The organism is Corynebacterium sp. ACRPS, assembly GCF_022346005.1.
Taxonomy (GTDB): Bacteria; Actinomycetota; Actinomycetes; order Mycobacteriales; family Mycobacteriaceae; genus Corynebacterium.
Genome location: NZ_JAKRMY010000001.1, coordinates 33,143 through 58,323, shown reverse-complemented (window position 1 = coordinate 58,323; position 25,181 = coordinate 33,143). Strand labels below are relative to the sequence as shown.

The window sequence follows — 25,181 nt, the reverse complement described above, 5'->3', positions numbered from 1 at the left end:
ATGCGGTGGGGATTTTCTTTTCACCCTTGCTTTCCATCATGGAAAGTGAAAGAATTGCCATAACGGAAAGTATGGAATCTGGATTTTGGGGATGGTGGTAGAAAATGGAAGATGAGCTAAAGAAGTCGCTCGAGTTTAATGACAGCCTGCAGGATCAAGGCGCTGAGCGAAAGCGGCTTATGCAAAATATCCTCCTAGTGATCGCATTCGCTGTGTTCTATGTGGGAATAACAGTATTCGCGGAGATAATACACCCCGTCGCGTTTCTCATTTTCTACTTTGTCCTTATAGGCCTCATCGTGTGGGCGCTGCTTCATCATCAGAGCAAGGTGCGGACCAGCTATCGCCAGGACCCACATTCACAGCCCAAGGCCGATAAGAAATACTACGCGGGGATGGCAGTAATACTTATCCCGATCTTTATCACCAACATGCTGCGTGAGCACATGTGGGCCTTGGTGATCTTCATCGCGGTGTGGGCAGTGGCAATGGTCTGGGTGCTGCAATCTCGTGCCTTGGACCTTGCAGCGCGGCAAGGAGAAGGCCGTAGTGCTCAGTGATATTGACCCGGTTATCTATCCTCTCAATCGCTTCAAGATCTGCGCGGTATTAAACGCGCGGGGTGCGGTGGAGGGACAGGTGCGCCGCGAAATGCGCTTCGCGGCGCTGCGGGAAGAAGTGGGGCAATCGGCCGCTACTTTATCTAAACAATTAACCGCCTTGGAAAACGAAGGCTATATCAGCCGATTCCGCGAGTACGGGTCTTCCCGCGATAAGGACACCGTGTGGGTTATGCTCACTGCTACCGGCAAGTCCGCATTCGATGCCCACCTCGCCGCGCTTAAGTCGCTAGCGGAGCAGGAGTAGCGCTACGTGTGGTCTGCTTGCGCTGGGCGGCACAGAATGCGGCCGCATACAGCGCTACGGTAAGCACGGTGAGCCAGACGAAGTCATCCACCCAGAATTTCTGGAAGTGGTTCATGGCATGGACATCGACTTGATCTCCCCACCACCACTTCGGTGGAACGGTGAGCAACAGGGCTGCCCAGGCGATGAGGACGGCCAGGAGGTTGCGGGCAGCCCATCCGGTAGAAAGCCAGCTCCACGCGCGGTAGGCGAAGACCGGGATGATAAGCGTGAGCCAGACCCAGTGATGGGACCAAGAAACAGGGGAGATGAGCAGGACGGTGAGGGCGGTGACCAATTGGGCATCGACAAGCAAATGCTCCTCACACAGGCGCTTGATGAGCCACGCTGCAACGACGATGACAATAAGGGAGGCCGCGATCCACGCGAAGCCTATCGTCAGGCCATTCGCCTCCATGGGTTCGATGGATGGATACATGCGCTGAATGGCGCCCTTGATGGAGCTATTGGACTGGTACTCGGTTCCCACGCCGAAGTCGCGGCCGGAGCCCATGTCGAGCAGTGTGGAGCTGAAGAACTCCACGAAAGCCTCCCAGCGGAAGGCGGCGGCAAGAAGGGTGGCCGCTACGGCGGAGAAAAGTGCGGTCGCAATCTGCTTCCATTCCTTGCGCACAAGGAAGTAGAGCAGCATCGCCAGAGGGGTTATCTTGATGGCGGCCGCCACGCCGACGAGGATTCCCTGCGGCAGGAATCGCTTGCGCGGAACGAGGTCGAAGATAACAAGCGCCATGACCACTATATTGATTTGGGCATAGTTGTTATTGAGGTCGACCGGCTCAAAGTGTAAGACAATGGCCCAGGTAATGGCGGTTACGGGCAAGAGGAATTCTGGCTTTTTGAGCACCGCCCTGAAAACGAAGTAGAGGCACACGAGCACTAGGAGATCCGAAAGGATCACCATGATATTGCCGGCCAGGGTGTGGTCGATGGCGTCAAAGGCCGTCAACGGCACCATCGCTAAGGCGCCAAAGGGCGGATAAATGAAGGGCAGCTGAATATCGCCGGCGGGCATCGGCGCGCTATAGACGGAGCGGTGCTCGAGGAAGGCCTTGACTCCCTCGCGGTAGACCACCATATCGATGGGGAAGTCTGTGATGCGGGTGTCTTCAACGACCTTCCGAGCGCCGAAAAGGAACCCCAGCAGGGCCACGGTATATCGGAATAACGGGGTACGAGCGAATTTCATCGCGGTACAAGTTACGCGATTTTTAACTACAGAGCTCGCACCCCACCGAGGTCACAGTGATTTAGCAGCCAATTGTGCTAGTTCACAAAGCCGTCTACCACGCGCACCGCGCCGCGGTCCGCGGAGGTCGCCATCGCGGCATAGGCGCGCAGCGCCTTGGTAATCGGGCGGTTGCGGTCCACCGGCGTCCATGGCTTTTCGCGTTGTTCTTGCGCGGCGCGGCGGCGCTCCAGAACATCATCGTCCACGTCGAGCGTGAGCTCGCGCTCGTGGATATTGATGGAAATGGTATCGCCGTTCTCAATGAGCCCGATAAGCCCCTGGTGGGCGGCCTCAGGAGAAATGTGGCCGATGGAGAGCCCGGAGGTGCCGCCGGAGAAGCGGCCGTCGGTAATCAAGGCGCAGGCCTTGCCTAAACCTGCGCCCTTGAGGAAGGACGTCGGGTGGAGCATCTCCTGCATGCCGGGGCCACCGGAGGGGCCCTCGTAGCGAATGACGACGACATCGCCTGGCTGGACTTCTTTATTCAAGATGATGGACACGGCCTGCTCTTGGGACTCCACCACGCGGGCTGGGCCAGAGAAGGTCCACAGCTCTTCTTCCACGCCGGCTGCCTTGACGATGGCCCCGTCTGGCGCCAGGTTGCCGCGCAGGACCACCAGGCCGCCGTCGGAAGAAAAGGCGTGGTCGGCATCATGAATGCAGCCATTGACCGCGTCAGTATCTAGTTCATCCCACCGGTTGGACTGGGAGAATGGCTCCGTCGTGCGCACGCCACCGGGAGCGGCGTAGTACAGCTCGCGGGCCTGATCGGTTACGCGGGGATTGCGGATATCCCAATCATCGAGCCACTGCTCCGCATTGTCATAGAGGGCGGTGTGCACCTTGAGGTTGAGGTGGCCCGCGCGGCGCAGCTCGCCCAAAATGGCCGGAATGCCGCCGGCGCGGTGCACATCCTCGATGTGATAGGTGCCGTTGGGCGCAACCTTGGACAGGCAAGGCACGCGGTAGGAGATGTCATTAATATCATCCAGCGTGAAGTCCACTTCGCCCTCCTGCGCTGCGGCGAGGGTGTGCAGGATGGTGTTGGTGGATCCGCCCATGGCCATATCGAGGGCCATGGCATTAGTAAAGGCTTCCTTGGTGGCGATATTGCGCGGCAGGACGGACTTGTCTTCCTCGCCGTAGTAGCGGCGGCACATATCCACGATGGTGGAGCCGGCCTTTTCAAAGAGCTCACGGCGCGCGCTGTGGGTGGCTAGGGTGGTGCCATTGCCAGGAAGCGCCAAACCGAGAGCCTCGGTCAAGCAGTTCATGGAGTTGGCCGTAAACATGCCGGAGCAGGAACCGCAGGTGGGGCAGGCGGATTCTTCGACCTGGGCCAAGCCGGAATCGCTCACGCTATCGTTTGCGGATGCGGTGATTGCGGTAATCAGGTCGGTCGGAGCATGAGCAACGCCATCGACCACGACGGCCTTGCCGGCCTCCATAGGTCCGCCGGAGACGAAGATCGTGGGGATATTCAACCGCATTGCGGCATTGAGCATGCCCGGGGTGATCTTATCGCAGTTGGAGATGCAGACGAGGGCATCGGCAGTATGCGCATTGGCCATGTACTCGATGGAATCGGAGATGATTTCGCGCGAGGGCAAAGAGTACAGCATGCCGCTATGCCCCATGGCAATGCCGTCGTCCACGGCAATGGTATTGAACTCCTTGGGCACGCCACCGGCTTCGCGGACGGCATCGGCGACGATATCACCGACATTTTTCAGGTGCACGTGGCCGGGGACGAACTGCGTATAAGAGTTGGCGATGGCGACAATCGGCTTGCCAAAGTCATTTTCTTTGGTACCGGTAGCGCGCCACAAGGCACGCGCACCGGAGGCTTGACGTCCGACGGTGGTTACTTTAGAGCGCAGTGGGAACATGGTTTAAGTCACCATTCCTTTTAGATTGGTCAATGGGGGGGGGAGGAGAAAGTAGATTTAGTTTTCTGCCGAATCTTTAAGCTCGGGGTGTTTTTCTAGGTATGCAGCATATTCCTCTTTGCTTAGGAGGATCTGCTGACCGTCGCGGTGCACGATGACGACCTTGTCATCGGCTGCCTCGCGGCCTTGAGTGAGGGCATCGGGAATGCGCCCGCGGGATGCCTGCGCCAGGCGGGGCAGTGAGTTGAAGGTTACGCCAGGCAGGTTGTGTTTCGCACCATTTTTAGTCTGCGCGAAGGCCCGGGCGCGCTGGAAGCCAATCCCGGCGAAATCATCCCATGCGATAGAAACGTTCTTCCGGAACGCATACGAAATGGAAATGCCTTTCTCAGAGACCCGTGTGCGGGCCTTGAGGACCCACCAGAGGCCGATAACGGGGATAATCAGCAGCCACCCCAGGTATTTGGGCGCCCAGCCAATGCTTAATAAGGCGATCGTGGACAGAATTAAAATGCCCAAGATGTGGTCGCGGGAAGGGGTGAAGACCTCTGCCTGGGTGGTGGACTGACGAGGTTGTTTGTCCTGTGCTGGTGGGGTCATAGTCAGCCAGCCTAATTGACCATGTGGTGGGGAAGCGAACCATTTTTCCACCGCGTTTCAACATATGGGAAAGTTTTCCCAAAAGGGGGTAATCGCTTCCAGATATAATTCTATCGGTATATAGTTGGAAATATGATCATTATTCGACTTCAGGTGGTACGAGCGCGGCGGTGACCGCGACGTTTCCTGAACGTCGACGCTTTCGCCCCCGCAGACCACCGGCCCGCGGGGGCTTTAGTTGTAACTAGGGCGTTTTCGATGATCAGTTTCCATGACAGACCAAACCAAGGAGCACATACACCGTGGTAACGACATCCTCGCCCACGCCTGCTTCCGCGGCCGCTGCAACTTCTGCTGCGTCTGCGGAGCGAATGAGTGGGGCTCATGCTATTGTCCGCACGCTGGAAGATCTGGGCACCGATCTCGTATTCGGTATTCCCGGCGGTGCCGTGCTTCCGCTCTACGATGCACTGCATGGTTCAACGAAGCTTCGCCATGTGCTAACCCGCCATGAACAAGGCGCCGGCCACGCCGCCGAGGGCTATGCGCAGGCTTCCGGAAAGGTGGGCGTGTGCATCGCTACCTCCGGTCCTGGTGCGACCAACCTGGTTACCGCGCTTGCCGATGCCAACCTGGACTCCGTTCCCATCGTCGCCATCACCGGCCAGGTGGGCAGCAACCTTTTGGGCACCGATGCCTTCCAAGAGGCCGATATCCGCGGTGTCACCATGCCCATTACCAAGCACAACTACATCGTGACGGATCCCGCCGAGATCCCTTCTGCAATTTCGGCTGCCTTCCACTTGGCTTCCACCGGCCGCCCCGGTCCGGTGCTCGTGGATATCCCGAAGGACGTGCAAAACGGCTTTGTAGATTATCGCTTCCCGGAAACGCTTGACCTGCAGGGATACAAGCCAGTCACCAAGCCACACCACCGGCAGGTGGCCCAGGCCGTGGAATTGATGTCGCAAGCGGAAAAGCCCGTGCTCTACGTCGGCGGCGGAGTCGTTAAAGCTAATGCCTCCCAAGAGTTGCTGGAGTTTGCGGAACTCACGAATATCCCTGTGGTTACCACCTTGATGGCGCTGGGGACCTTTCCGGACTCCCACCCGCTGCACCTGGGAATGCCGGGCATGCACGGCACGGTCCCAGCCGTCGCGGCGATGCAGCGCGCCGATCTCATCATTGCCATCGGTGCCCGCTTCGATGATCGCGTGACCGGCGATACCTCAACATTCGCACCCAATGCGAAGGTCGTCCACGCCGATATTGACCCAGCTGAGATTGGCAAGATCCGGGAAGTTACGGTCCCCATCGTCGGCGATGCCAAAAAGTGCTTGACCGCGTTGAGTAAGGAGTACCGCAAGAAGGATGTACAGCCGGCCGCCGAGGTGAAACAGTGGCATGATTACCTGCGCGGCATGCAGCAGCGTTTCCCGCGCGGTTATGAGCCCACCGATGATGGCCTGCTGAACCCGCAATTCGTCTTGGAAAAGCTCAGTGAGACCGTGGGGCCGGAAGCTATCTACTGTGCGGGCGTGGGCCAGCACCAGATGTGGTCCGCGCAGTTCTTGGACTTTGAACACCCGCGTTCGTGGATCAACTCCGGTGGTGCTGGAACCATGGGCTATGCCGTTCCCGCTGCCTTGGGTGCAAAGGCAGCGCGCCCAGATAAGGAAGTCTGGGCCATCGATGGTGATGGCTGCTTCCAAATGACCAACCAGGAACTTACCACCGCCGCCGTGGAAGGCTTCCCGTTTAAGGTTGCCGTCATTAATAACGGAAACCTTGGAATGGTCCGGCAATGGCAGACGCTGTTTTATGACCAGCACTATTCGCACACCAAGCTGCGCGAAGAAAACGCCTTCACCCCGGACTTCGTCCGTTTGGCCGAGGCACTCGGTTGTGAAGCCATCCGGGTCACGAGCGAAGAAGAAGTCGTTCCGGCCATTAAGCGCGCGCAGGAAATTAACGATAAGCCAGTTGTCATTGACTTCATCGTCGGCCAAGATGCGCAGGTGTGGCCGATGATCGGTGGAGGTGCCTCCAATGAGGAAATCCAATACGCCCGCGGCCTGCGCCCGCTTTTTGATGAAGCTGAATCCGCCGCGGAAACCCCGGCTGAGATTGACGAAACCATCCAGGAGGCATAAACCATGACGCAAAACGAGGTAACTCGGCATACCTTATCGGTATTAGTTGAGGATGTAGAAAGCATCATCGCCCGCGTGGTGGGAATGTTTAGCCGCCGTGGCTACAGCCTGGTGTCCTTGGTCTCCGCGCACACGGAAACCCCCGGAATTAACCGGCTGACCATCGTTGTGGATGCCTCTGAGGTGATCATTGAGCAGGTAACGAAGCAGCTCAATAAGCTCATTCCGGTCATCAAGGTCGTGGAACTTAAAGAAGATTCCACCGTTGCTCGCGCCATCATGCTGGTGAAGGTATCGGCCGATAATTCCAACCGCGCGCAGGTGGTGGATGCGGTAAATATCTTCCGCGCCCGCGTGGTGGACGTGGCAAAGGAATCGGTTGTCGTGGAGGCTACCGGTACGCCGGGCAAGCTCGCGGCGCTGCTTGAAGTTCTCGAGCCCTTCGGGATTCGTGAACTCGTGCAATCGGGCCACGTAGCCTTGGGGCGCGGCCCGAAGGCGACAGCTCCCAAAAAGTAAATAAAATCTCACGATGTGAACACAATGTCTCGCGCAGTGGTATATACTCTGCGTTAGGACGCTTCATTACAGCTTCTCCTACCAAAGAATTGAGGATTTGAAATGGCTATTGATACCTACTACGACGACGATGCTGACCTGTCGATCATCCAGGGCCGCAAGGTAGCTGTTATCGGCTACGGCTCCCAGGGTCACGCCCACTCCCAGAACCTGCGCGATTCCGGCGTTGAGGTTGTTATCGGTCTGCGCGAGGGCTCTAAGTCCGCAGCCAAGGCGGAAGAGGCTGGCTTCGAAGTCAAGTCCGTCGCGGAGGCATCCAAGTGGGCCGACGTCGTTATGCTCTTGGCGCCGGATACCTCCCAGAAGGAGATCTTCGAAGAGCACATTGCCCCGAACCTGGAAGACGGCAATGCACTGCTATTCGGTCACGGACTGAATATCCACTTCAAGCTGATTGAGCCGGCTGCGTCCGTCACCGTCGGTATGGTTGCGCCAAAGGGTCCGGGCCACTTGGTCCGCCGCCAGTTCGTTGACGGCAAGGGCGTTCCTTGCTTGATTGCCACCGAGCAGGACCCGAAGAACGAGGGCCATGACCTGACCTTGTCCTATGCCGCTGCGATCGGTGGCGCCCGCGCCGGCGTTATCCCCACCACCTTCGAGGCAGAGACGGTCACCGACCTCTTTGGTGAGCAGGCCGTCCTGTGTGGTGGCGTCGAGTTCCTCATCCGCAATGGCTTTGAGGTCCTCACCGAGGCCGGCTACGAGCCAGAGATGGCTTATTTCGAGGTCCTGCACGAGATGAAGCTCATCGTGGACCTGATGTTCGAGGGCGGCATTGCCAACATGAACTACTCGGTTTCTGATACCGCCGAGTTCGGTGGCTACATCTCCGGCCCGCGCATCATCAACGCTGATACCAAGCAGCGCATGAAGGATGTCCTGTCCGATATCCAGGACGGCACCTTCACCAAGCGGCTGCTCGCCAACGTTGAAGGCGGCAACAAGGAACTGGAAGACCTGCGCGAGGAATTTGCACAGCACGAGATCGAAAAGACCGGCACCAAGCTGCGCGATCTCATGAGCTGGGTAAAGAATCCTTTGGACGCTACTGCCTAGGCAATAGCTGAAGCCAGTGCGGCCCGCGGGAGGTTCCCGGCGGGCCGCTTTTGCGGTTTGGCTACGTGCTATCCCAGCACTTAAGTCCGTGAGGTATCGCAGAGGTGTTGCGGGTAGTATTGGCCCTATGGGTTTTACGACGCCAAGCTATGATCTCAAGGATCTTTTTTCGCGGATTGACCGGGGCGATATCCAGCTTCCAGATTTCCAGCGCAGCTATGCCTGGGATGAAGACCGCATCCGCTCACTTATCGTTACGGTCCTGCGTGGTTATCCCATCGGCGCACTGATGGCCCTGGATATCCGCAATGAAAAGATGCGTTTCCGCCCCCGAGTGTTGGCGGGTGCGCCCGAGGCTGGCGTCGAGCCTGGGCTGCTCCTTTTGGACGGCCAACAGCGCCTTACCTCCCTTTATCACTGCTTTAACGGCGAGGGTTTTGTCAAGACCACCGACTTCCGGAAAAAGAAGGTTCGCCGCCGCTTTTTCATTGACGTCCGGGCCGCGGTAAGCGGGGACTTGCTTGCCGATGACGCCATTTTCGCCGTCGACCAGAACGGCGAGATCTGTTCGCACTTCGGCCCCGATATTGATGGGGCTATCACCTGCCGCCAGGATGGCCTGGATAATATGTGCATCCCTGTGGCCTCGCTACTCAGCGAGGAAGGCACCAGCATGCTTTTCGAGCTCGCCGCCACACACGAGCGGTACAGCGCCGAGCTCGCTGCGTTCAATAACCGCATCGTGCGTCCCTTGGCGGGCTATGACATCCCGATGATCCGGCTATCCCGCGAAACGGAGCGGGCCGGAATCGGTTCCATCTTTGCCCAGGCGAATTCCGCCGGCCTGCAGATGGATGTCTTCGATCTCTTAACCGCCGTCTTTGCTTCTGAAGATCCCACCTTCCACCTTGCCAACGATTGGCAGCAGGTGGAAAAGGACCTGCGGGATTCTCCCGCGCTCGATGGCATCGGACGCAATGAATTCCTCTCCGCAGTATCCCTCTTGGTCACAGGGGAGAAGGGCAATGCCGGCGGCCAGCGCGAAGATATTTTGAAGCTGTCCCTATGCGAGTACAAGGCGGCCGCGCACGACCTGCGCATCACCTTCCACGAGGTCGCCGAATTCTTGGCGCAGCGCCGTATTTTAAGCCTGGATCAGGTTCCTTATACGGAACAGATCGTGCCGCTGGCGGTTATCATCGCGCGCTTGGCCAAGCGGCCTGGGGCGCTTTCTAGCCAGCAGGCATGGGATCGCATCGACCAGTGGTTCTGGTGTGGCGTCTTTGGTGAGCTCTATGGCTCTTCCGCGGTGCCGCTGCGCGCCGCCCGCGACGTGGATGAAGTGACCGAGTGGGTGGCCGGGGCCACCGATGACGTTCCCAAAACGGTCGCAGATGCAGGATTCCGGGAATCCCGCCTGCTCTCGGTCGATGAAAACGATGGCGTTTGGCACGGAATCTACGCCTTACTCATGGCTCGTGGCGCGAAGGACTGGCGGACGGGCAGCGAGTTTACTCGCCATACCTTTGAAGAGCTCAAGCCTGGATTTTTCCCAGTATTCCCACTGAATTGGTGCCAGCGCCACGGGGTGGATTCGGTCTTGGCGCAGTCGGTTATGAACTTTACCCCGATGGGCAAACGCACAGAGGTCGTCCTCGATGGATTCGCACCGAATCGCTACCTGCCACGCGTGCAATCCAAGTCCATCATGGAAGACGAGGAATTTGATGCCGTCTTGGCGTCGCACGACCTCGATGTCGCTAACTTAAGGGAATCGAAGATTCAGGAATTCTTGGCGGATCGGCGCCATCGTTTTGTGAACCTGGTGGAAGAAACCTTGGGCATTCCCGTCATTCGAGATGTCGATGAAGCAAACCTGGCCGGCGGTGAAGAGGGGCCACATGCATTTGGCCGCTAAGAGGTTCCGGGCGGCTGCAGCGGTTATCGCAGCCTCCCTTGTACTTGTCGGCTGCGGCGATGCCTTGCAGGAGCCCAAACTGGTAAAGCGTGGGCTGTCGGATCTCTCCGAGTCCGACGTTGAGCTTGAGCGCGCCAAGTCAGAGAATCAAAACCGCCTTATCGATCCCAAATTCGCTGGCAAGTTTGAAATCATCGATGATCCTAGCGGCATTGACGCTGCGCGGACTTTTTTCGAGGATTCTGACTCGATGGTGCTCTTTGCACCCGATGCTAAATCCGAACTGCGCGCGGCGACGTTGGCTATTAACCAGCACCTGCCGGCCGTGGAATACGATCGCTCGCGCCGCGGTGACATCCTCAACCTGGTAGGTGACTTGGAAGTAAAACGACTCGTCATCATTGGCGATATTCCATGGACACAATCCAGCGGTGATTTCACTGTCATCAAGGACCCGGGAACGCACGAAGCGTTGGGAGATTTCACGGCATTCCAATATGAGTCCAAGGTGGTCGCCTCGCCGAAACAAATGGTCAAGGACATCGCGCGGCTGGATAAAACACCTTACGTTGAGTTGCGCCCTGCCTGGATTCCTTATGAGGGTGAGCCCGACGACGATGGTAAAAAGTTATCGCCCGTTCCGGCACAGTCGCGGCGCGATGGCCAGATGGCGCCCAATATTGTGGCCACGGCGGATAGCCCGGTAGCCAATGTCATTACGGCCGCGGCCTATGGTGGCTCGGTATTGGTGATGCCGACGGCAGATCCGCTGGAAGATAAGCGGAGTATGGCCATGGTGGCGGGGCTGGACGAGGGTTCACTGATTGCTTTGGGCCCGGAATTCGGTCAAGTGAAAGAATTTAAGGAAAAAATAAGGCAGGGCACCCCAAACTGAACTACACTTCCTTCACACGCGGTGATTTTCGCGTAATGCACAACGAATTGAAACGAAGGATGATATGTCGAAGCCGGTAGTTCTTATCGCCGATAAATTGGCCCAATCCACAGTGACGGCTTTGGGGGATTCTGTCGAGGTGCGCTGGGTAGATGGCCCGAACCGCGAGGAATTGCTTGCTGCGGTTCCAGAAGCAGATGCGCTGCTCGTGCGCTCTGCCACCACGGTCGACGCTGAAGTTCTAGAAGCCGCGCCCAAGCTTAAGATTGTGGGTCGCGCGGGCGTGGGACTCGATAACGTGGATATTGACACCGCCACCAACAAAGGCGTCATGGTGGTCAACGCTCCTACCTCCAATATCCACTCTGCGTGCGAGCAGGCGATTGCCTTGCTTTTGGCCACTGCCCGCCAGATTCCAGCGGCGGATCAGTCCTTGCGCGAGGGCGAGTGGAAGCGCTCTTCCTTCAAGGGCGTGGAGGTCTACGGCAAGACTATTGGTATCGTCGGCTTCGGCCACATCGGTCAGCTTTTTGCACAGCGGTTGAGCGCCTTTGAAACGAAGATTATTGCCTACGATCCTTATGCCAATCCGGCGCGTGCGGCAGCGCTTGGCGTGGAATTGGTCGAGCTTGAAGAGCTGATGGCGCAGGCAGACTTTGTCACCATTCACCTGCCCAAGACGCCCGAGACTGCCGGAATGTTCGATGCGGAGCTTTTGGCCAAGGCAAAGGAAGGCCAGATTCTGATCAACGCCGCCCGCGGCGGCCTCGTAGATGAGCAGGCCTTGGCGGATTCTATTACTTCCGGCCACCACCGCGGTGCGGGCTTTGACGTCTACTCCACGGAGCCGTGCACGGATTCCCCGTTGTTTAAGCTGCCGCAGGTCACGGTGTCGCCGCACCTGGGCGCGTCCACCGTGGAGGCACAGGATCGCGCGGGTACCGATGTCGCCGCATCTGTGCTCAAGGCTCTGGCCGGCGAGTTTGTTCCCGATGCGGTCAACGTCTCCGGCGGCACGGTGGGCGAAGAGGTTGCCGGTTGGCTCGACCTCGCCCGCAAGCTGGGCCTTACCGCCGGGCGCCTGCTTGATCAGGCTCCCGTCGCCGTGGAGATCGAAGCCTGCGGCGAGCTGTCCACTGAGGATGTGGATGTGCTGGGCCTTTCCGCCGTCCGCGGCCTGTTTAGCGGTGTGACCTCGGAGCCGGTTACCTTCGTCAACGCGATGCAGATTGCTGAGAGCCGTGGGTCGAAGTTTCGGTATCCACCAACCCAGAATCCAGGGGGCACCGTTCTTCCTTGCAGGTCAAGGTCATTAGCGCGGAAGGCGTGACCTCTTCGCTCACCGGTGCTCTCATTGGCATCGATGGCACCGAAAAGTTTGTGCGCATCAATGGCCGCGGCGTGGATATGCGGGCCGAGGGCCGCAACTTGTTCTTCCGCTATGCCGATGCCCCAGGTGCGCTTGGTACCGTGGGTACCAAGCTGGGCGCGGCGGGCATCAACATCATCGCTGCAGCCTTGACGCAGGGCAAGCAGGAAACGGATGCCGTGCTCATCTTGCGCGTGGAGTCCGAGGTACCAGATTCTCTCATCGAGGAGATCAACTCGGCCCTTGGCGCTACGTGCCAGCAATTCGACATGGATGAATAACCTCAGCGCAGGTTAGGAGAGTGGCCTAACCGCGTACTCGTGCCCGCCCATCGCGTAGATTTCTGCTGCGATGGGCGGGTTTCCTTTGGTAAGCTAAAGCCTAATCCACTATGTGAGAAAGGAATCCTATCTAATGAAATTAGCGGTTATTGGCGGCGACGGCATTGGGCCAGAAGTAACGGCGGAAGCCCTGAAGGTGCTGCGGGCGGTGCGCAGCGATATTGAAACCACCGATTATGACCTGGGCGCGCGGCGCTACCTGCGCAATGGCGAGCTTTTAACAGACGCGGACCTGGCTAGCCTGCGCGAACACGATGCCATTTTGCTGGGCGCCATCGGCGCACCCGGCGAGGTCCCCCCGGGCGTCCTGGAGCGTGGCCTGTTATTGAAGATGCGCTTTGCGCTCGATCAGCACGTGAACCTGCGCCCCTCCATCTTGTATCCCACGGCCCACTCGCCCCTGGATAACCCGGGCGAGATTGACTTCGTCGTGGTGCGAGAAGGCACCGAGGGTCTGTACTGCGGCAATGGCGGAACGCTGCGGGAAGGAACGCCGCACGAGGTAGCCAGCGAGGTTTCGCAAAATACCCGCTTCGGGGTGGAGCGCGTGGTGCGGGACGCCTTTGAGCGGGCATCGCAGCGCCGCAATCACCTCACCCTGGTGCACAAGACGAATGTCCTCGTCAACGCCGGCGATCTGTGGCACCGCACGGTAGAAGAAGTCTCGGCAGAGTATCCGCAGGTGGAAGTGGACTATAACCACATCGATGCCGCGACGATCTACATGGTGACGGAGCCGTCCCGCTACGATGTCATCGTTACCGATAACCTCTTCGGCGATATCTTAACGGACTTAGCAGGCGCTATTACCGGCGGGATTGGGCTGGCTGCTTCGGGCAATATCGATGCTTCGGGTGTAAACCCCTCCATGTTTGAACCGGTGCACGGTTCGGCGCCCGATATCGCCGGACAAGGCATCGCGGATCCGACCGCGGCCATCTTGTCGGCAGCGATGCTCTTGCGGCAGCTGGGCGATGAAGGCAATGCGCAGAGGATTGAAAAGGCGGTGGCGGAGGACATCGCCAAGCGCGGCGATGCCCCAATCAAGACCGTTGAGGTGGGGGACCGCATCGCGGAGAGCCTGCAGGCTTAAGCGTAAGAAGTCCTTCGCATGAATGCGGTGTTGTCAGGGAACTGAATAATCTTTGCAAATTAACACCGCAAACTTTGCACACATGTAAAGGCTACCTTTTAGTAGGATGGCCGTTATGCGTTTAGGACGAATTGCACACCCAGAAGGAATTTGCTTTGCCATCATTGAAGGGCCACAAGATGCCCCGATGGAGGAGCTCGTAGCTAAAGAAATCTCCGGCACTCCATTTACCCCGCCGGAGCCCACCGGCCGGGAATGGAAGCTGGGCGAGGTGCGACTGTTGGCGCCGACCTTGCCCACCAAGGTAGTGGCGCTCGGCCGCAACTATGCCGACCACGTCGCGGAGGTATTCAAGAAGTCCTCCGATAAGCTGCCACCAACCATCTTCTTGAAGCCATCGACTGCGGTTATCGGCCCGAATGAGGCCATCAAGATTCCCGATTATGCCACCAACGTGGAATTTGAGGGTGAGCTGGCCGTGGTTATTTCCAAGCCATCGAAGAATATCCAGGCTGAAAACTGGAAAGACCACGTGCTGGGCTATACCATCTGCAACGACGTTTCCTCCCGCGACCTGCAGTTCAAGGACGGCCAGTGGGCGCGCGCCAAGGGTATTGATACCTTCTGCCCGCTGGGCCCGTGGATTGAAACGGACCTGGATAGCTTGGATCTTGATGATCAGAAGATCAATGCTTACCTGACCCACGATGGTTCCCGTGAGCAGAAGCAGGATTCCAATACGGATCAGATGATCGTCAAGATGGGCGGCATCTTGGAAGAAATCTCTGCCGCCTATACCTTGCTGCCTGGCGATGTCATCACTACCGGTTCGCCAGCAGGAACCGCACCGATGGTGCCGGGCGATACCATTGAAATTGAGATCCCAGGGGTTGGTACTTTGCGCAATACCATCTCTAGGGCGCAATAGTTTCATCTCGCGTCAGCTGCCGCTGGTGAGGTATTGGTAGAAGGAGAACGGCGTGCCGGATCATTCACATCAAGGCCACCGCGGGTCCGCGCCGAGCGCGCAGGAGATGGAGGAGCGCTACCGTGCCACCGCGCAGGTGTGGTCAGGGAGCCCGAATGCCACGCTGGTGGACTATGTCAGCGACCTTCCGGCAGGTACCGCACTCGATATCGGCTGTGGGGAAGGCGCTGATGCGCAGTGGCTACAGGATCGTGGCTGGCAGGTGCTCGGCATCGATTTTGCTCCTACTGCCGTAGCGCGGACTAGGGCACGTGGAGTTGCCGCCGAGGTTGCTACCTTTGATGAATTTAGCCACGATTCTTTTGACCTGGTTACCGTTCACTACGGCAGCGTCCGTGCCACCGCAGGGGAAGTGGCGCTGTTAGAAAGACTCGTCGCCCCGGGTGGAACCTTGCTCTATGTTCACCATGATATGGAGTCAGAAGAGATTGCCATGCCGGAATGGCTGGCGGATAATCTTACCGAATTGACGGTGCAGACCCTGCGGCGATCGTCGCGCCATGTTACTAGCGGTGCCGGATCCCACCACACAAGCGACGTGGTCCTCGTGGCGAAACGGCTCTAAGCCGCACCGTTTAAAGGCTGAGCGCGCGGAGGATTGTTTGGAGCTTGGCGGTTGTTTCTTCCAGCTCGGCTTGGGCATTGGAAGCACCGACCACGCCGCCGCCGGCCCACGCGCGGGCGGAGAGGCCATCGCCGGCAACTTCCGCGCAACGGATGGCTACCATGTATTCGCCATCGCCGGAGCTATCGCACCAGCCGACGGTGCCGGCATAGAAGCCGCGGTCGGTCTCAGCGGTCTCGATAAGCGCCTGCGCCGCTTCCGTCGGCGTGCCGCAGATTGCGGGGGTGGGGTGGACTACTTCTGCCAGTTCCAGGGCGGTGAGGTCTTTATCCCGCAACGTGCCGGTGACCGGCGTGCCCAAGTGCCACATCTCATTGGTGTGTATGAGCTGCGGGGTCTCGGGGATATCGAGGCTGCTGCACAGCGGTTCTAATACAGTGCGCAGGTGTTCTACTACAAAGGAATGCTCCAGCAAATCCTTGGCGGAGTGCAAGAGGTCTTGGCTGGCAATGTGGTCTGCCGCCTTATTGGCCCGGCGCGGGGTGGAGCCGGCGAGCGGGAATGCAGACACGGTCGAGCCTTGCCGTTTGATGAGCACCTCCGGAGAGGAACCGACCAGCATGGCCCCTGGGCGGCCTGCGGGCGAGAGATCCGCAATGAAGCCATCGCGGTTGACGGAGAGATCGATAAGGCGCGCGGCCACCAGCCTGGGATCGATGGGGGAGGCAAATTCGATATCGACCGCGCGGGCGAGAACCACCTTTTCTAGCTTCGAGGTTTCGATGGTGCCGATGGCCGCCTCCACGCGGCGCAGGTGTTCTTCGGGCTCAGGGTCAAAGCCCACGACGCGGGAATTGAGGGTTTGATTGCGGTAGAACGCATGTGGTTCTAGCGGGCCGTCTTCGCGGATGATCGATTCTGGAACAGTCAGGGCGGCGGGGGTATCGGAGTCAAAGGGGATGGCGCCAACGACCATCTCGGCCTCGCCTCGGTGCAAGGCGTCAACCGCGGTTTCGGCACTGGTAAAGGTTTTCCGCGCACCTTGGGTACGGACAGACCCCGTTGCCCGGGAGAGCAAGAAATCGGGGGCGGTGCTTGGTCTGTCTTCGTGCATGGGGATCTAGCTTAGTGCCTCGTTAAAAGTTGGTAGAAATTGCCCTCGCCAAGCGTGTGGGCACCCTGTGACACAACCGATGTAACTATTGTTACCAAAGTGGCTACTGTGACTAAAGTTTTTCTTCGATTTACCTATCTCTTGACCTCGCTCCTAGTGATAGGCGCCGCCATAAGTGTGCCGGCGACGGCGCAGGAACAAGAAGGCGCCGGATCGCCGGTACAACCGACGCACCCGGAACCTGTGCCAGAACAAGACCACCACTCCGGCGAGCCCGTGATTCCAAAACCAGATGGCTCGCATTTGCTCCCAGAAGGTGTCACTGAATCGACTCCCCGCAATCCTGAGGAGCATACGTCCGCTCCCGGTGAGTCACCACATCCGGGCAATTCGGAGCCGACTCCACCCATGCCTTCTGCTGATCCCGGCATTAATCCTGATCCGGCCATTGCACCGGGAACTATGGAGTCGCTTGAAATGGAACACGAGGGAAAACAGCGTCGCTACCTCGTGCGTATCCCGGATCACTACTCTCCCGAGAAGCCATCCCCGGTGCTTTTTGGATTTGGCGGTTGGGGAGATTCCCCGGAAAATTTCTCTAGTTACGCACGAATGGGAAATACGTCAGCCACCGATGAGGCCATCATCATTTACCCGGAGGGCTACGAACGCGCTTGGGAAGCAGCTCCATATGCCAAAACCCATGATGGCGAAGATATCCGCTTCATCAAGCACATCTTGGATGCGGTGGATGCGGACTATCATGTGGATCGCAATCGCGTCTACGCCACGGGAATGTCCAATGGAGGCGGTTTCACCTCCGTCTTGGGCTGTCACGCGCAAGATACGTTTGCTGCGGTTGCCATGGTCTCCGGAGCTTTTTATAACCCCGTTGAAACCAATTGCGGCGACGCGCCAATGCATACACTCATCATGCATGGCACCCACGATCAGATGATGACCTATGAAGGCGGCGACCGGCACGAAGCTGGCTATCTTCCCGTGCGCACAGTCTTGGGAGGCTATCTTAACCGCAATCGCTGCGAAATGACCTTCCAAACCCAGGCGGAGGTTGGAGGAGCCGAGCGCCTGAACTTCAACGGTTGCCACAAGGACGTGGAATTGATCAAGGTGCCTGCTGAACACACGTGGTTTTGGCAACCGGATACCCCGAATGTTGTGTGGGACTTCCTTTCCACCAAGACACGTGTGTAGCCCTAGGCAGTACTTTTAGAGCTTCTAGTCGACGCGCGGGATCTGCGTCGTGGCATCATCTGCTTGCGGCGGCCCAGGCTGTTCTGGCTGCTCAGACTGTTCTCCAGCTTGCTTCTTCTTGCGGAAGAATTGGACATAGACCAACAGGCCAATTCCTAGCACGAGGGCGAATGCGCCGAGCCCCGCCAAGATGCCCGCCCAAAAGCTGCTCTTGGTCAGTGAGGCGGTGTAGGCGGCACCGGCAAGCGCTTCATTGTTCTGGTTCTTGCCACCTGCAGACGCGTTGGGCGCAGGAGCTGAACTGTGCTTTCCAGACTTCGTTCCTTTTGATTTGCTGTCCTTAGACTTGTTGCTCTTGGATTGCGGGGAGGACTTGCCCGCGGATTTCTGGCCAGAACTTCCGCCGGACTTGGAGTGCGCAGCCTTAGAACCGGAGCGAGAGCCGCTGCTTGCCGATGATCCCTTCGATGAGCCCCCACCCGAATTGCGCGACGCAGCACCAGAGCCTGCCCCAGAACCGTGGGCTTGGTTAGTCTTGCTCTGGCCAGAACCGCGAGCAGAGCCCTTGGTGGAACCGGACTTCGACCCAGACTTGGAGCCTTGGTTGGATCCCTGCTTCGAACCAGAATTTTTCTCTGCGGCCTTCCCACCGGAGCCGCCGGATCCACCGGACTGGCCCTGCTTAGACGGCTTATCGCCGGATTTATCCTTGGAATCTTTCTCCTTCTTTTTATCGCCCTCGAGGAATTTTTGGCCTTCCTTCAAAGTATTTTCCAGCTCCTTATCCAGGCCCGCGATGGCTTTATCTACTCCCCTGATGTCCTTGGCCAGCTGTTTCGGGCGGGAGGTTCCATCGGAAGGGACGCTTCCCTCGGCATCATCGGACTCGTCGTAGTCCACACCACACAGCTCTGCTGGATCCGCGTCATCTCCCACGAGGAATCCGGCGTGCAGGTGGTGGCGGGAGCCATCGGGAAGCTCAAAGGTAAAGCTCACGGCGTAGGTGCCCGGCTTGGTAAAAGCGAAGGCAGGGTGGGAGTGGGACCTGCCCGGATAGTCCCAAGCGGTGCCGTCCTCGGTATCCATACGGACCTTGAGATCGCCGATGCCCTCGTTTTGGAAGGCCACGATGCGCCCATCCTCTGGGCCAGACGCGATGGCCATGCTCAAGGTCGCGGTCTGCTTCGAGCCGAGGTATTCCTCCGAGAGTTCCTGGGTATTAAAGCCCAGCCACGGAACATCCTCAATCTGGGTTTGCGGGAGCACCCATCCCTCGTCAGGCAGGGAAGGGATGTTGAGATCAGAAATACGCTGCTTGTTCTTCTCCGCTACCTCTACCGCGAATTCTTCGGACTGGTATTCCTTTTCTTTTTGGTCGTCTTTGACCACAAAGCTGATATCCCCGCCTTCATCCTTGAGCGCCATGTCTTGGTGGCCTTCGGTGATGCGGATAAAGTCCTCTGCGCTGCAGGTCTCTGCGGCATGCGCGGTGGCCATAACGGAAGAGGGTAGACCCACACCGGTGAGGGTTCCCACGCTGAGGAATCCGGCGGTGCCTAGGGCAAGAGCGGTACGGCACAAGGGTTTCATGATTCGATGGTTTCCTTTCGTGGGGTGTTCTCGGAGGCGTTAGCTGGCACGCGAGGAGAAGAGTGGCCCGGTTTGCGGCGAGAGCGCAGGAAGGGATGCAGGGCCCAGACAATGAGGAAGAGGACCGTGAGCGTGAGCACGATGGTCGCGCCCGCGGGAAGATCGATGGCCCACGCCAAATAGATGCCGAAGAAGCTGCAGACGGCACCGATGATGGCCGAGAGGAACATCATCGTGGTGAGGTTGGCCGTCAGCAGGCGCGCCGTGGCGGCTGGGGTAATCAGCAGGGCGAGGACCAAGATATTGCCGATCGTGCTTACGGAAATGACCACCGCGGCGGTCACACACAGGTAGAGGATGATATCCAGGGCAAAGACCGGCAGGCCCATGGCGCGGGCGGTCTCCCGGTCCAAGCAGGTGGCATTGAGCTGCGGGCCAAAGGCCACGACCACGGCTAGGACCACGAGGCAGACGCTCGCGGCGACGGTGATATCTGTGCGCGAAACGCCGGTGAGCGAACCGAAGAGGAAGCTGGTGAGCGATGCGCTATAGCCATCCGTGCGCGAGATGATCACCATGCCTAAGGCGAAGGCGGCGGCAAAAAAGATGCCGATAATGGAATCCGCGCGCACGTGGTTGCGTTGCGAAAACGCGGCGATAAGCACCGCGACGACCGCGCCGGCAACCGCCCCGCCCAAGAGGACTGAGGTCTGCAGCGCAAAGGCGATGGCCAGGCCTGGGAACACGGCGTGTGAGACGGCATCACCAATAAAGGCCATGCCACGCAGCACCACATAGCAGCCGATGATTCCGCACACGATGGCGGCGATGAGCGAAATGCCCACTGCCCGGGCTAGGAAATCGAGGTGGGGATTGGTTAAATCCCGCAGGAAATCGATAAATGAGATATCAATCATGCAGCCACTCCAATCGCAGCGAGCAACGGGGACGAGGCACTGACGCCAAACGCGTGGGTCCACGGATCTTTCTCGGCCAAAAGCTCCTCGGCGGGGCCGTCTGCAATGACCGTGCGATTAAATAGCACGAGGCGCTTGCACGTGTGCGCCGCCTCAGACAGGTTATGGGTAGACATCACGATGGATTTTCCTTGCGCCGCAAGCTCGGCGAAAAGCTCCAAAAGGGCCTCGGTATTCGGGGCGTCGAGCCCGGTAAAAGGTTCATCGAGTAGCAAGACCTCCGGCTGAATGGCGAGGGCGCGGGCGATCAGTACGCGCTGGCGCTGGCCGCCGGAAAGCTCCTCGATGGGCCGGGAGGCAAATTCCTCCATATGCACCAAGCGCAGCGCTTCTGCAGCGGCGGCATGATCCTTTTTCTTAGGGCGCTTGAACCACCCGATGAGTCCGGTCCGCCCGCTGAGCACGGTGCGGTACACGTTGATGGGAAAGCCCCATTCCACCTCGTGGCGCTGGGGAACATAGCCCACAGAGCCGGTGACGGTGCACGTGCCGGAGGAGGGGATTAGGCCCAAAATGGCGCGCATCAGCGTGGTCTTGCCCGCGCCGTTGGGGCCTAGAAGCCCAATGAATTCACCGGTACCTACCTCGAGGTTGGCGTCCTCAATCACGGTGCGGCCAGATAGCGCTACCTGCAATCCGCGCACCTGAATGCACGGCTTAGACATGGCCATCGCCTCGCTTACGAGATTTCACGAGCACGGCAACACCGGCGATCAGCACGATAATTCCGCCGCCGACCAAGACATACACCCATACCGGTAGGGAAGAATCCTCGGTCGTGGCGTCTGCTGGGCTCCACTCCGCATCCTGGGCGGCCTGGATGGCTGCGCCATCGCCCACGGCGAAGGTCAGCACGCCATCGGTACTAAACTCCTCGCCGTTTGTGGTTTCACCCTTGATCCGGATACCCACCTGGTGGGTGCCCGGCTCCGTAAAAGTCCAGTTGGCGTGGGTGTGCGTATTGAGGTCTACCCAGAACTCAGACTCGCCTTTTTCTGCCGTAGACCACAGCAGCTGGGGTGCCTCAAAGCCGCCGTTTTGCAAGAAGAGGGAAAAATCCCCTGGGCCGGAGTGGCCGAGGAATTCCATGGTGACGCCGCGATCAGCGTTATCGACAAGCGAAGGCGCCTGGGTATTCCACCCCAGCCACGGGACGCCGGCCTGCTCAGTCTGCGGGACAACCCAGACATCCTCGCCAGATTGTGCACCGACGAAGCTGAACTCATCGGTATCCGGCAGCGTTTGCTGGGCCGCGTCGCCTACTGAGAACACCAGGTCATCAAGGTGGCGCCACACCGGGGAATCGCCTGCATCATCGCGGGCCAATAGCTCGGCATCGGAGCCATCCAGCAGCGTGCCGATGTCAACGTGGCCCGCATCGATGACCTTTTCTTCGCCCTCGGGCGCCACGGTTTCATCCGCGCCGACCACCTGCGCGAGGTCGTCGGCCCAAGCAGGCGTTGCGGATACGGCTAAGCCGGCGGTGACGATGCAGGCTGCCGTGCGAGTGGCCGCGCGGGTAACGGTTCGAGAGGCAAGGTTAAGCATGGTTATCTCCATTCGAAGGATGTAGGCAACGCTGCAGCGAGTCAGCATTGAATTTCATGAGATCGATATAAGTAGGCACGGCATCATCAAGCGTGTCGCCGTAAATGGGGCACAGCTCCACGTTTTGCTGCGCGGCGGCCTCCTTCAGCGTGCTGGCACTAGCCTGTTCCACGGGCTCCACAAAGACCGCGGGAAGGTGCAGGTTCTCCAGCGTCCGGCGCAGGGCAATGACCTCCCGTGGCGAAGGCTCAATGGCGGGATTGGGCGTCACGAACCCAGCCACCGACAGGCCATAGCCTTGCTCTAAGTAGGCATAGCCGTGGTGGGTGGTGACCAAGTGCCGGTTGCTCTGCGGGATGGAAGAGATCGCGCGGTCCACATACCCGTCAAGCTCGCGCAGTTCTGCGATATAGGACTCGGCACGGGCGCGGTAATCGGCGCCGTGCGACGGATCCGCATTCGCCATTTCTTCAGCGATGACATCGACATAGGCAATGGCATTGTCCACGTTGTGCCATAGGTGCGGGTCCACTTCGCCGTGGATGTGTTTACCTAAGACCGCTTGGGGGAGCAGGTAGGTATCCGCACCGGGGGTTCCCAAGAAGCGGTAGGCGGGATCCGGCGGAATGGGCTGCAATACCGAGGAGGGGACCGCCACCGCGGTATCAGCGGGATCAAAATGCTGGTCTTGATCGCGCAGATCAATAGATCCCTTAGCCACATCAGCGGCAATATCCACGTGGCCGGAATCAATGACATCCACATCTTCCGGCGGGTTCACGCCTACCGCGACGGTTAGATGCTCTACCTCAGTGCCATCTGCCTGAAAGCCCAGCTTATAGATGCCCGGCTCCGAAAAACCCCACGAGACGTGCGTGTGCGCGTTGGCCGGGAGGGTGACCGCATCTTCGCCTGAGTCGATGCCATCGGCGCTATTAAACAGCACTTCCGGCGTGCCGAAGGTGGAGACCACGTAGGCTGCGACATCGCCTGGCCCCTCGGCAGAGACCATGCGGAAATCCACGCCGGAGTTGCGCTGCTCGGCACCGCTAATGCGCAGGCCCAACCAGATGGCATCCAGGGAGACATCTTCTACCAGCGGCACGAGGGTAGCGCCGCGGGTGGAGGCGGAGTCAGCGACCTCTACCACGGGCGCATCCGTGGACTCGTGCAAGGTATCTATCAGGGACTGCGGTTCCAAGAGGTATCCATTGCTCAAGGCAAGATCCGCATTGGCCACGTTGCGCACCGTGCGCAGCGTCGGCTCAAAGGTGTGCGGGTCCTTTCCGCTTGGGATAAGGCCGGTGACCGAGGCATCCTCGCCTGCGACGTGGCGGGCCATATCCGCCAGAATCGGCGTCGTCGCAACCACGCTGAAGCGATCAGAGGTATCCACCGCTGCCGAGGTCGTGCAGCCTGCCGCGAGGAGGGAGACGCTACAGAGCGCCCCTACGGCCTGCAGCCCGCGCGGTACGAAACGGTAGTGGGGCACTGGCATTAATTCTTTGCCCTCGCGACAGCGAGTCGTGCAATACCCAGGCCAAGGAACAGCATGCCCAGGCCGAGCACACCGATTCCGAGAGGCATGGTGGGGGTCCCAGTATTGGCAAGAGCCGCGTTGCTGCCCTTACCGGACGTATTCGCACCGGAACCGCCAGCGCCATCCTGGCCAGCACCGGAACCATTAGAGCCCGCGCCGGCTGCGGCGCCAACACCACAGTCGCCGCCATCCGGGTTCACTTCCGCGCCCAGGTCGAAGTGGCCATTATCGAAGGAGCCATCTGGCCTGCCACCGCCGACGACAAAGTGCAGCGTTGCTTGGCCTGCTACTTGCTTGCCGGCAGAGGTCTGGGCCACCTGGCGGATCGTCACGTCATAGGTGCCCTGCTTTTCGAAGACCCAGTTAGGGTGCACGTGGGTATTGGGGGCGATATTGTAGCTGCCTTCCACAGCGCCGTTCGCGCCGCGGAACCATTCATCGCCGACGATTTTGCCCAGGCCACCCTGGCTGTAGACCATCATGGCACCAGGGCCCTTCATATCGACGAGCTCCCAAGTAACATCACCTGGAATGTGTTCGCGCATGGAGGGGCTCTGGGTATTCGCACCGAGCCACGGCACGCCATCGACCTGCGTAGAACCAATCATCCAGGCTTGGCCGGCCGAAACAGGTCCAACATCTTCTGGCAGCTCGACGCTGGAATTATCGGAGAGGTAAAAAGTTGCGCCATCGGCATCGCGCCACTGCGGCGGCGAGACCGTATCGTCTTTAATCTGCGGGATAATACCCGGACGGCACTCTGGATCCGTGGACTGTCCGCCGCTTGCAGCGTTGCCGCCTTGGCCACCCTCGGAATTGCTGTGTCCAGCGTCATTGCCGGAGTTATCTGCCTCGCCAGAACCGCCCGCAGAACGGTGACCGGAGACTGTCTCTCCGCCTTCGCCTACCTGCCAGGTATAGGTCACTGCGTTACTGGTTTGGCCATTAGAGGAGGCCTGAACAGTCATCTCATAGGTACCTGCCTCACTAAAGGCCCAGTTGACGTGCCGGTGTGCAGGACTCGGCTGGTTAATAACCTCGCCGCTGGTCAGCTCCATCGAACCGGAATTGGTCACGGCACCGACGTTGCCGAACCCAGAGGTTTCAAAAACATAGACTGAGCCCGGCCCAGAGATATTGGTGAATTCGAAGTCAACGCTGGTGAATCCGCCATCGCGTGCCGGCTGAGTATCCCAGCCCGGCCAGATGATATTTGGGTCTTGGGTTTGGGGCAGGAAGTAGGTCGATTCTCCAATCTCGGGAACGGCCTCGGTGGCATCGGACCATGCCGATTCCACGACCTGGAGCAGCACGTCATCGCCAGGGCGCTGGACGTGCGAGCCGGTGACATCTTCCTGCATGGATAGGTGTAGCTGGCCATCAGGTGCCGTGACGTAGAACGCGTCGATATGTCCGGAATCAAAGACCTCATCGAAGGCCAAGGCCGGTGTGACCGGAACGAAAAACGCGATGAGGGCGGTAATTACCGCCGCGATGATGCGGCTGCCAGGCCGGTGAGCTCTGGTGCGTGAAATGGTGTTGGTATCCATGGTTGTTATTCCTTTAGAGCGTTTGGGCTGGGGTTCCCATTAGCTG

General features: G+C 59.0%; 21 protein-coding genes and 1 pseudogene. 12 read left to right on the top strand and 10 right to left on the bottom strand.

The features are described 5' to 3' along the window. Positions 1 to 104 precede the first annotated feature (104 nt). Both MHX65_RS00265 and MHX65_RS00260 read left to right on the top strand, forming a co-directional pair. Complete coding sequence (locus MHX65_RS00265; RefSeq protein ID WP_239267692.1) at positions 105 to 560, top strand: cb-type cytochrome C oxidase subunit IV; 456 nt, start codon at positions 105 to 107, stop codon at positions 558 to 560. Further along, on the top strand, positions 550 to 867 hold the full coding sequence (locus MHX65_RS00260) for a transcriptional regulator (protein WP_239267690.1): 318 nt from the start codon (positions 550 to 552) through the stop codon (positions 865 to 867). Before MHX65_RS00265 ends, MHX65_RS00260 begins: the two co-directional genes overlap by 11 nt. Here MHX65_RS00260 and MHX65_RS00255 read toward each other — a convergent pair. The 3 genes from MHX65_RS00255 to MHX65_RS00245 form a co-directional block, all read right to left on the bottom strand. Further along, the gene (locus MHX65_RS00255) at positions 842 to 2,113 is read right to left on the bottom strand and encodes a glycosyltransferase family 87 protein (RefSeq protein ID WP_239267688.1); all 1,272 of its coding nucleotides are present in this window, start codon (positions 2,111 to 2,113) and stop codon (positions 842 to 844) included. The two genes, MHX65_RS00260 and MHX65_RS00255, sit on opposite strands and share 26 nt — an antisense overlap. 77 nt (positions 2,114 to 2,190) lie before the next feature. Further along, entirely contained in the window at positions 2,191 to 4,044 is a 1,854-nt protein-coding gene (gene ilvD / locus MHX65_RS00250; protein ID WP_239267686.1) for a dihydroxy-acid dehydratase, read from the bottom strand. A 57-nt stretch (positions 4,045 to 4,101) separates the two neighbouring features. After that, the gene (locus MHX65_RS00245; RefSeq protein WP_023026397.1) at positions 4,102 to 4,644 is read right to left on the bottom strand and encodes a PH domain-containing protein; all 543 of its coding nucleotides are present in this window, start codon (positions 4,642 to 4,644) and stop codon (positions 4,102 to 4,104) included. A 302-nt stretch (positions 4,645 to 4,946) separates the two neighbouring features. Here MHX65_RS00245 and MHX65_RS00240 point away from each other — a divergent pair, with 302 nt between their 5' ends. The 9 genes and pseudogenes from MHX65_RS00240 to MHX65_RS00200 all read left to right on the top strand — a co-directional run bounded on the left by MHX65_RS00240 (position 4,947) and on the right by MHX65_RS00200 (position 15,601). Continuing rightward, entirely contained in the window at positions 4,947 to 6,797 is a 1,851-nt protein-coding gene (locus MHX65_RS00240) for an acetolactate synthase large subunit (protein WP_239267684.1), read from the top strand. 3 nt (positions 6,798 to 6,800) lie between these two features. Further along, positions 6,801 to 7,316, top strand: a complete 516-nt coding sequence (ilvN, locus tag MHX65_RS00235; RefSeq protein ID WP_023026400.1) for an acetolactate synthase small subunit — start codon at positions 6,801 to 6,803, stop codon at positions 7,314 to 7,316. Positions 7,317 to 7,418: 102 nt separating this feature from the next. Further along, positions 7,419 to 8,432, top strand: coding sequence for a ketol-acid reductoisomerase (gene ilvC / locus MHX65_RS00230; RefSeq protein WP_005280254.1), 1,014 nt, complete (start codon positions 7,419 to 7,421; stop codon positions 8,430 to 8,432). Between the two features lie 127 nt (positions 8,433 to 8,559). Then, complete coding sequence (locus MHX65_RS00225; protein WP_239267682.1) at positions 8,560 to 10,350, top strand: GmrSD restriction endonuclease domain-containing protein; 1,791 nt, start codon at positions 8,560 to 8,562, stop codon at positions 10,348 to 10,350. After that, positions 10,334 to 11,245 carry a hypothetical protein gene (locus tag MHX65_RS00220; RefSeq protein ID WP_023026406.1) on the top strand — a complete coding sequence of 304 codons (912 nt, stop codon included), beginning with the start codon at positions 10,334 to 10,336 and terminating at the stop codon, positions 11,243 to 11,245. The genes MHX65_RS00225 and MHX65_RS00220 overlap by 17 nt, the downstream gene beginning before the upstream one ends. A gap of 64 nt (positions 11,246 to 11,309) precedes the next feature. After that, positions 11,310 to 12,895, top strand: a pseudogene (gene serA / locus MHX65_RS00215) (phosphoglycerate dehydrogenase). A 133-nt stretch (positions 12,896 to 13,028) separates the two neighbouring features. Further along, positions 13,029 to 14,048, top strand: a complete 1,020-nt coding sequence (locus MHX65_RS00210) for a 3-isopropylmalate dehydrogenase (RefSeq protein WP_239267680.1) — start codon at positions 13,029 to 13,031, stop codon at positions 14,046 to 14,048. 115 nt (positions 14,049 to 14,163) lie between these two features. Beyond that, positions 14,164 to 14,976 carry a fumarylacetoacetate hydrolase family protein gene (locus MHX65_RS00205; RefSeq protein WP_239267678.1) on the top strand — a complete coding sequence of 271 codons (813 nt, stop codon included), beginning with the start codon at positions 14,164 to 14,166 and terminating at the stop codon, positions 14,974 to 14,976. A gap of 106 nt (positions 14,977 to 15,082) precedes the next feature. Beyond that, positions 15,083 to 15,601, top strand: coding sequence for a class I SAM-dependent methyltransferase (locus MHX65_RS00200; protein ID WP_255716810.1), 519 nt, complete (start codon positions 15,083 to 15,085; stop codon positions 15,599 to 15,601). 10 nt (positions 15,602 to 15,611) lie between these two features. Here MHX65_RS00200 and MHX65_RS00195 read toward each other — a convergent pair whose 3' ends face one another. Next, positions 15,612 to 16,715, bottom strand: a complete 1,104-nt coding sequence (locus tag MHX65_RS00195; protein WP_239267674.1) for an isochorismate synthase — start codon at positions 16,713 to 16,715, stop codon at positions 15,612 to 15,614. Between the two features lie 108 nt (positions 16,716 to 16,823). Here MHX65_RS00195 and MHX65_RS00190 point away from each other — a divergent pair, with 108 nt between their 5' ends. Continuing rightward, the gene (locus MHX65_RS00190; protein WP_239267672.1) at positions 16,824 to 17,930 is read left to right on the top strand and encodes an alpha/beta hydrolase family esterase; all 1,107 of its coding nucleotides are present in this window, start codon (positions 16,824 to 16,826) and stop codon (positions 17,928 to 17,930) included. A gap of 24 nt (positions 17,931 to 17,954) precedes the next feature. Here MHX65_RS00190 and MHX65_RS00185 read toward each other — a convergent pair whose 3' ends face one another. Genes MHX65_RS00185 through MHX65_RS00160 form a run of 6 tightly spaced genes read right to left on the bottom strand, consistent with a single transcriptional unit; the run spans position 17,955 to position 25,135 of the window. After that, on the bottom strand, positions 17,955 to 19,520 hold the full coding sequence (locus MHX65_RS00185) for a choice-of-anchor M domain-containing protein (protein ID WP_239267670.1): 1,566 nt from the start codon (positions 19,518 to 19,520) through the stop codon (positions 17,955 to 17,957). After that, entirely contained in the window at positions 19,517 to 20,437 is a 921-nt protein-coding gene (locus tag MHX65_RS00180) for an anchored repeat-type ABC transporter permease subunit (protein WP_239267668.1), read from the bottom strand. The genes MHX65_RS00185 and MHX65_RS00180 overlap by 4 nt, the downstream gene beginning before the upstream one ends. Continuing rightward, positions 20,434 to 21,168 carry an anchored repeat-type ABC transporter ATP-binding subunit gene (locus tag MHX65_RS00175; protein WP_370657774.1) on the bottom strand — a complete coding sequence of 245 codons (735 nt, stop codon included), beginning with the start codon at positions 21,166 to 21,168 and terminating at the stop codon, positions 20,434 to 20,436. Before MHX65_RS00175 ends, MHX65_RS00180 begins: the two co-directional genes overlap by 4 nt. After that, entirely contained in the window at positions 21,155 to 22,045 is an 891-nt protein-coding gene (locus MHX65_RS00170) for a choice-of-anchor M domain-containing protein (protein WP_239267664.1), read from the bottom strand. Before MHX65_RS00170 ends, MHX65_RS00175 begins: the two co-directional genes overlap by 14 nt. After that, complete coding sequence (locus MHX65_RS00165; RefSeq protein ID WP_239267662.1) at positions 22,038 to 23,543, bottom strand: anchored repeat ABC transporter, substrate-binding protein; 1,506 nt, start codon at positions 23,541 to 23,543, stop codon at positions 22,038 to 22,040. Before MHX65_RS00165 ends, MHX65_RS00170 begins: the two co-directional genes overlap by 8 nt. Then, positions 23,543 to 25,135: a choice-of-anchor M domain-containing protein gene (locus MHX65_RS00160; protein WP_239267660.1), complete on the bottom strand. Its 1,593-nt coding sequence runs from the start codon at positions 25,133 to 25,135 to the stop codon at positions 23,543 to 23,545. The genes MHX65_RS00165 and MHX65_RS00160 overlap by 1 nt, the downstream gene beginning before the upstream one ends. Between the last annotated feature and the right edge of the window lie 46 nt (positions 25,136 to 25,181).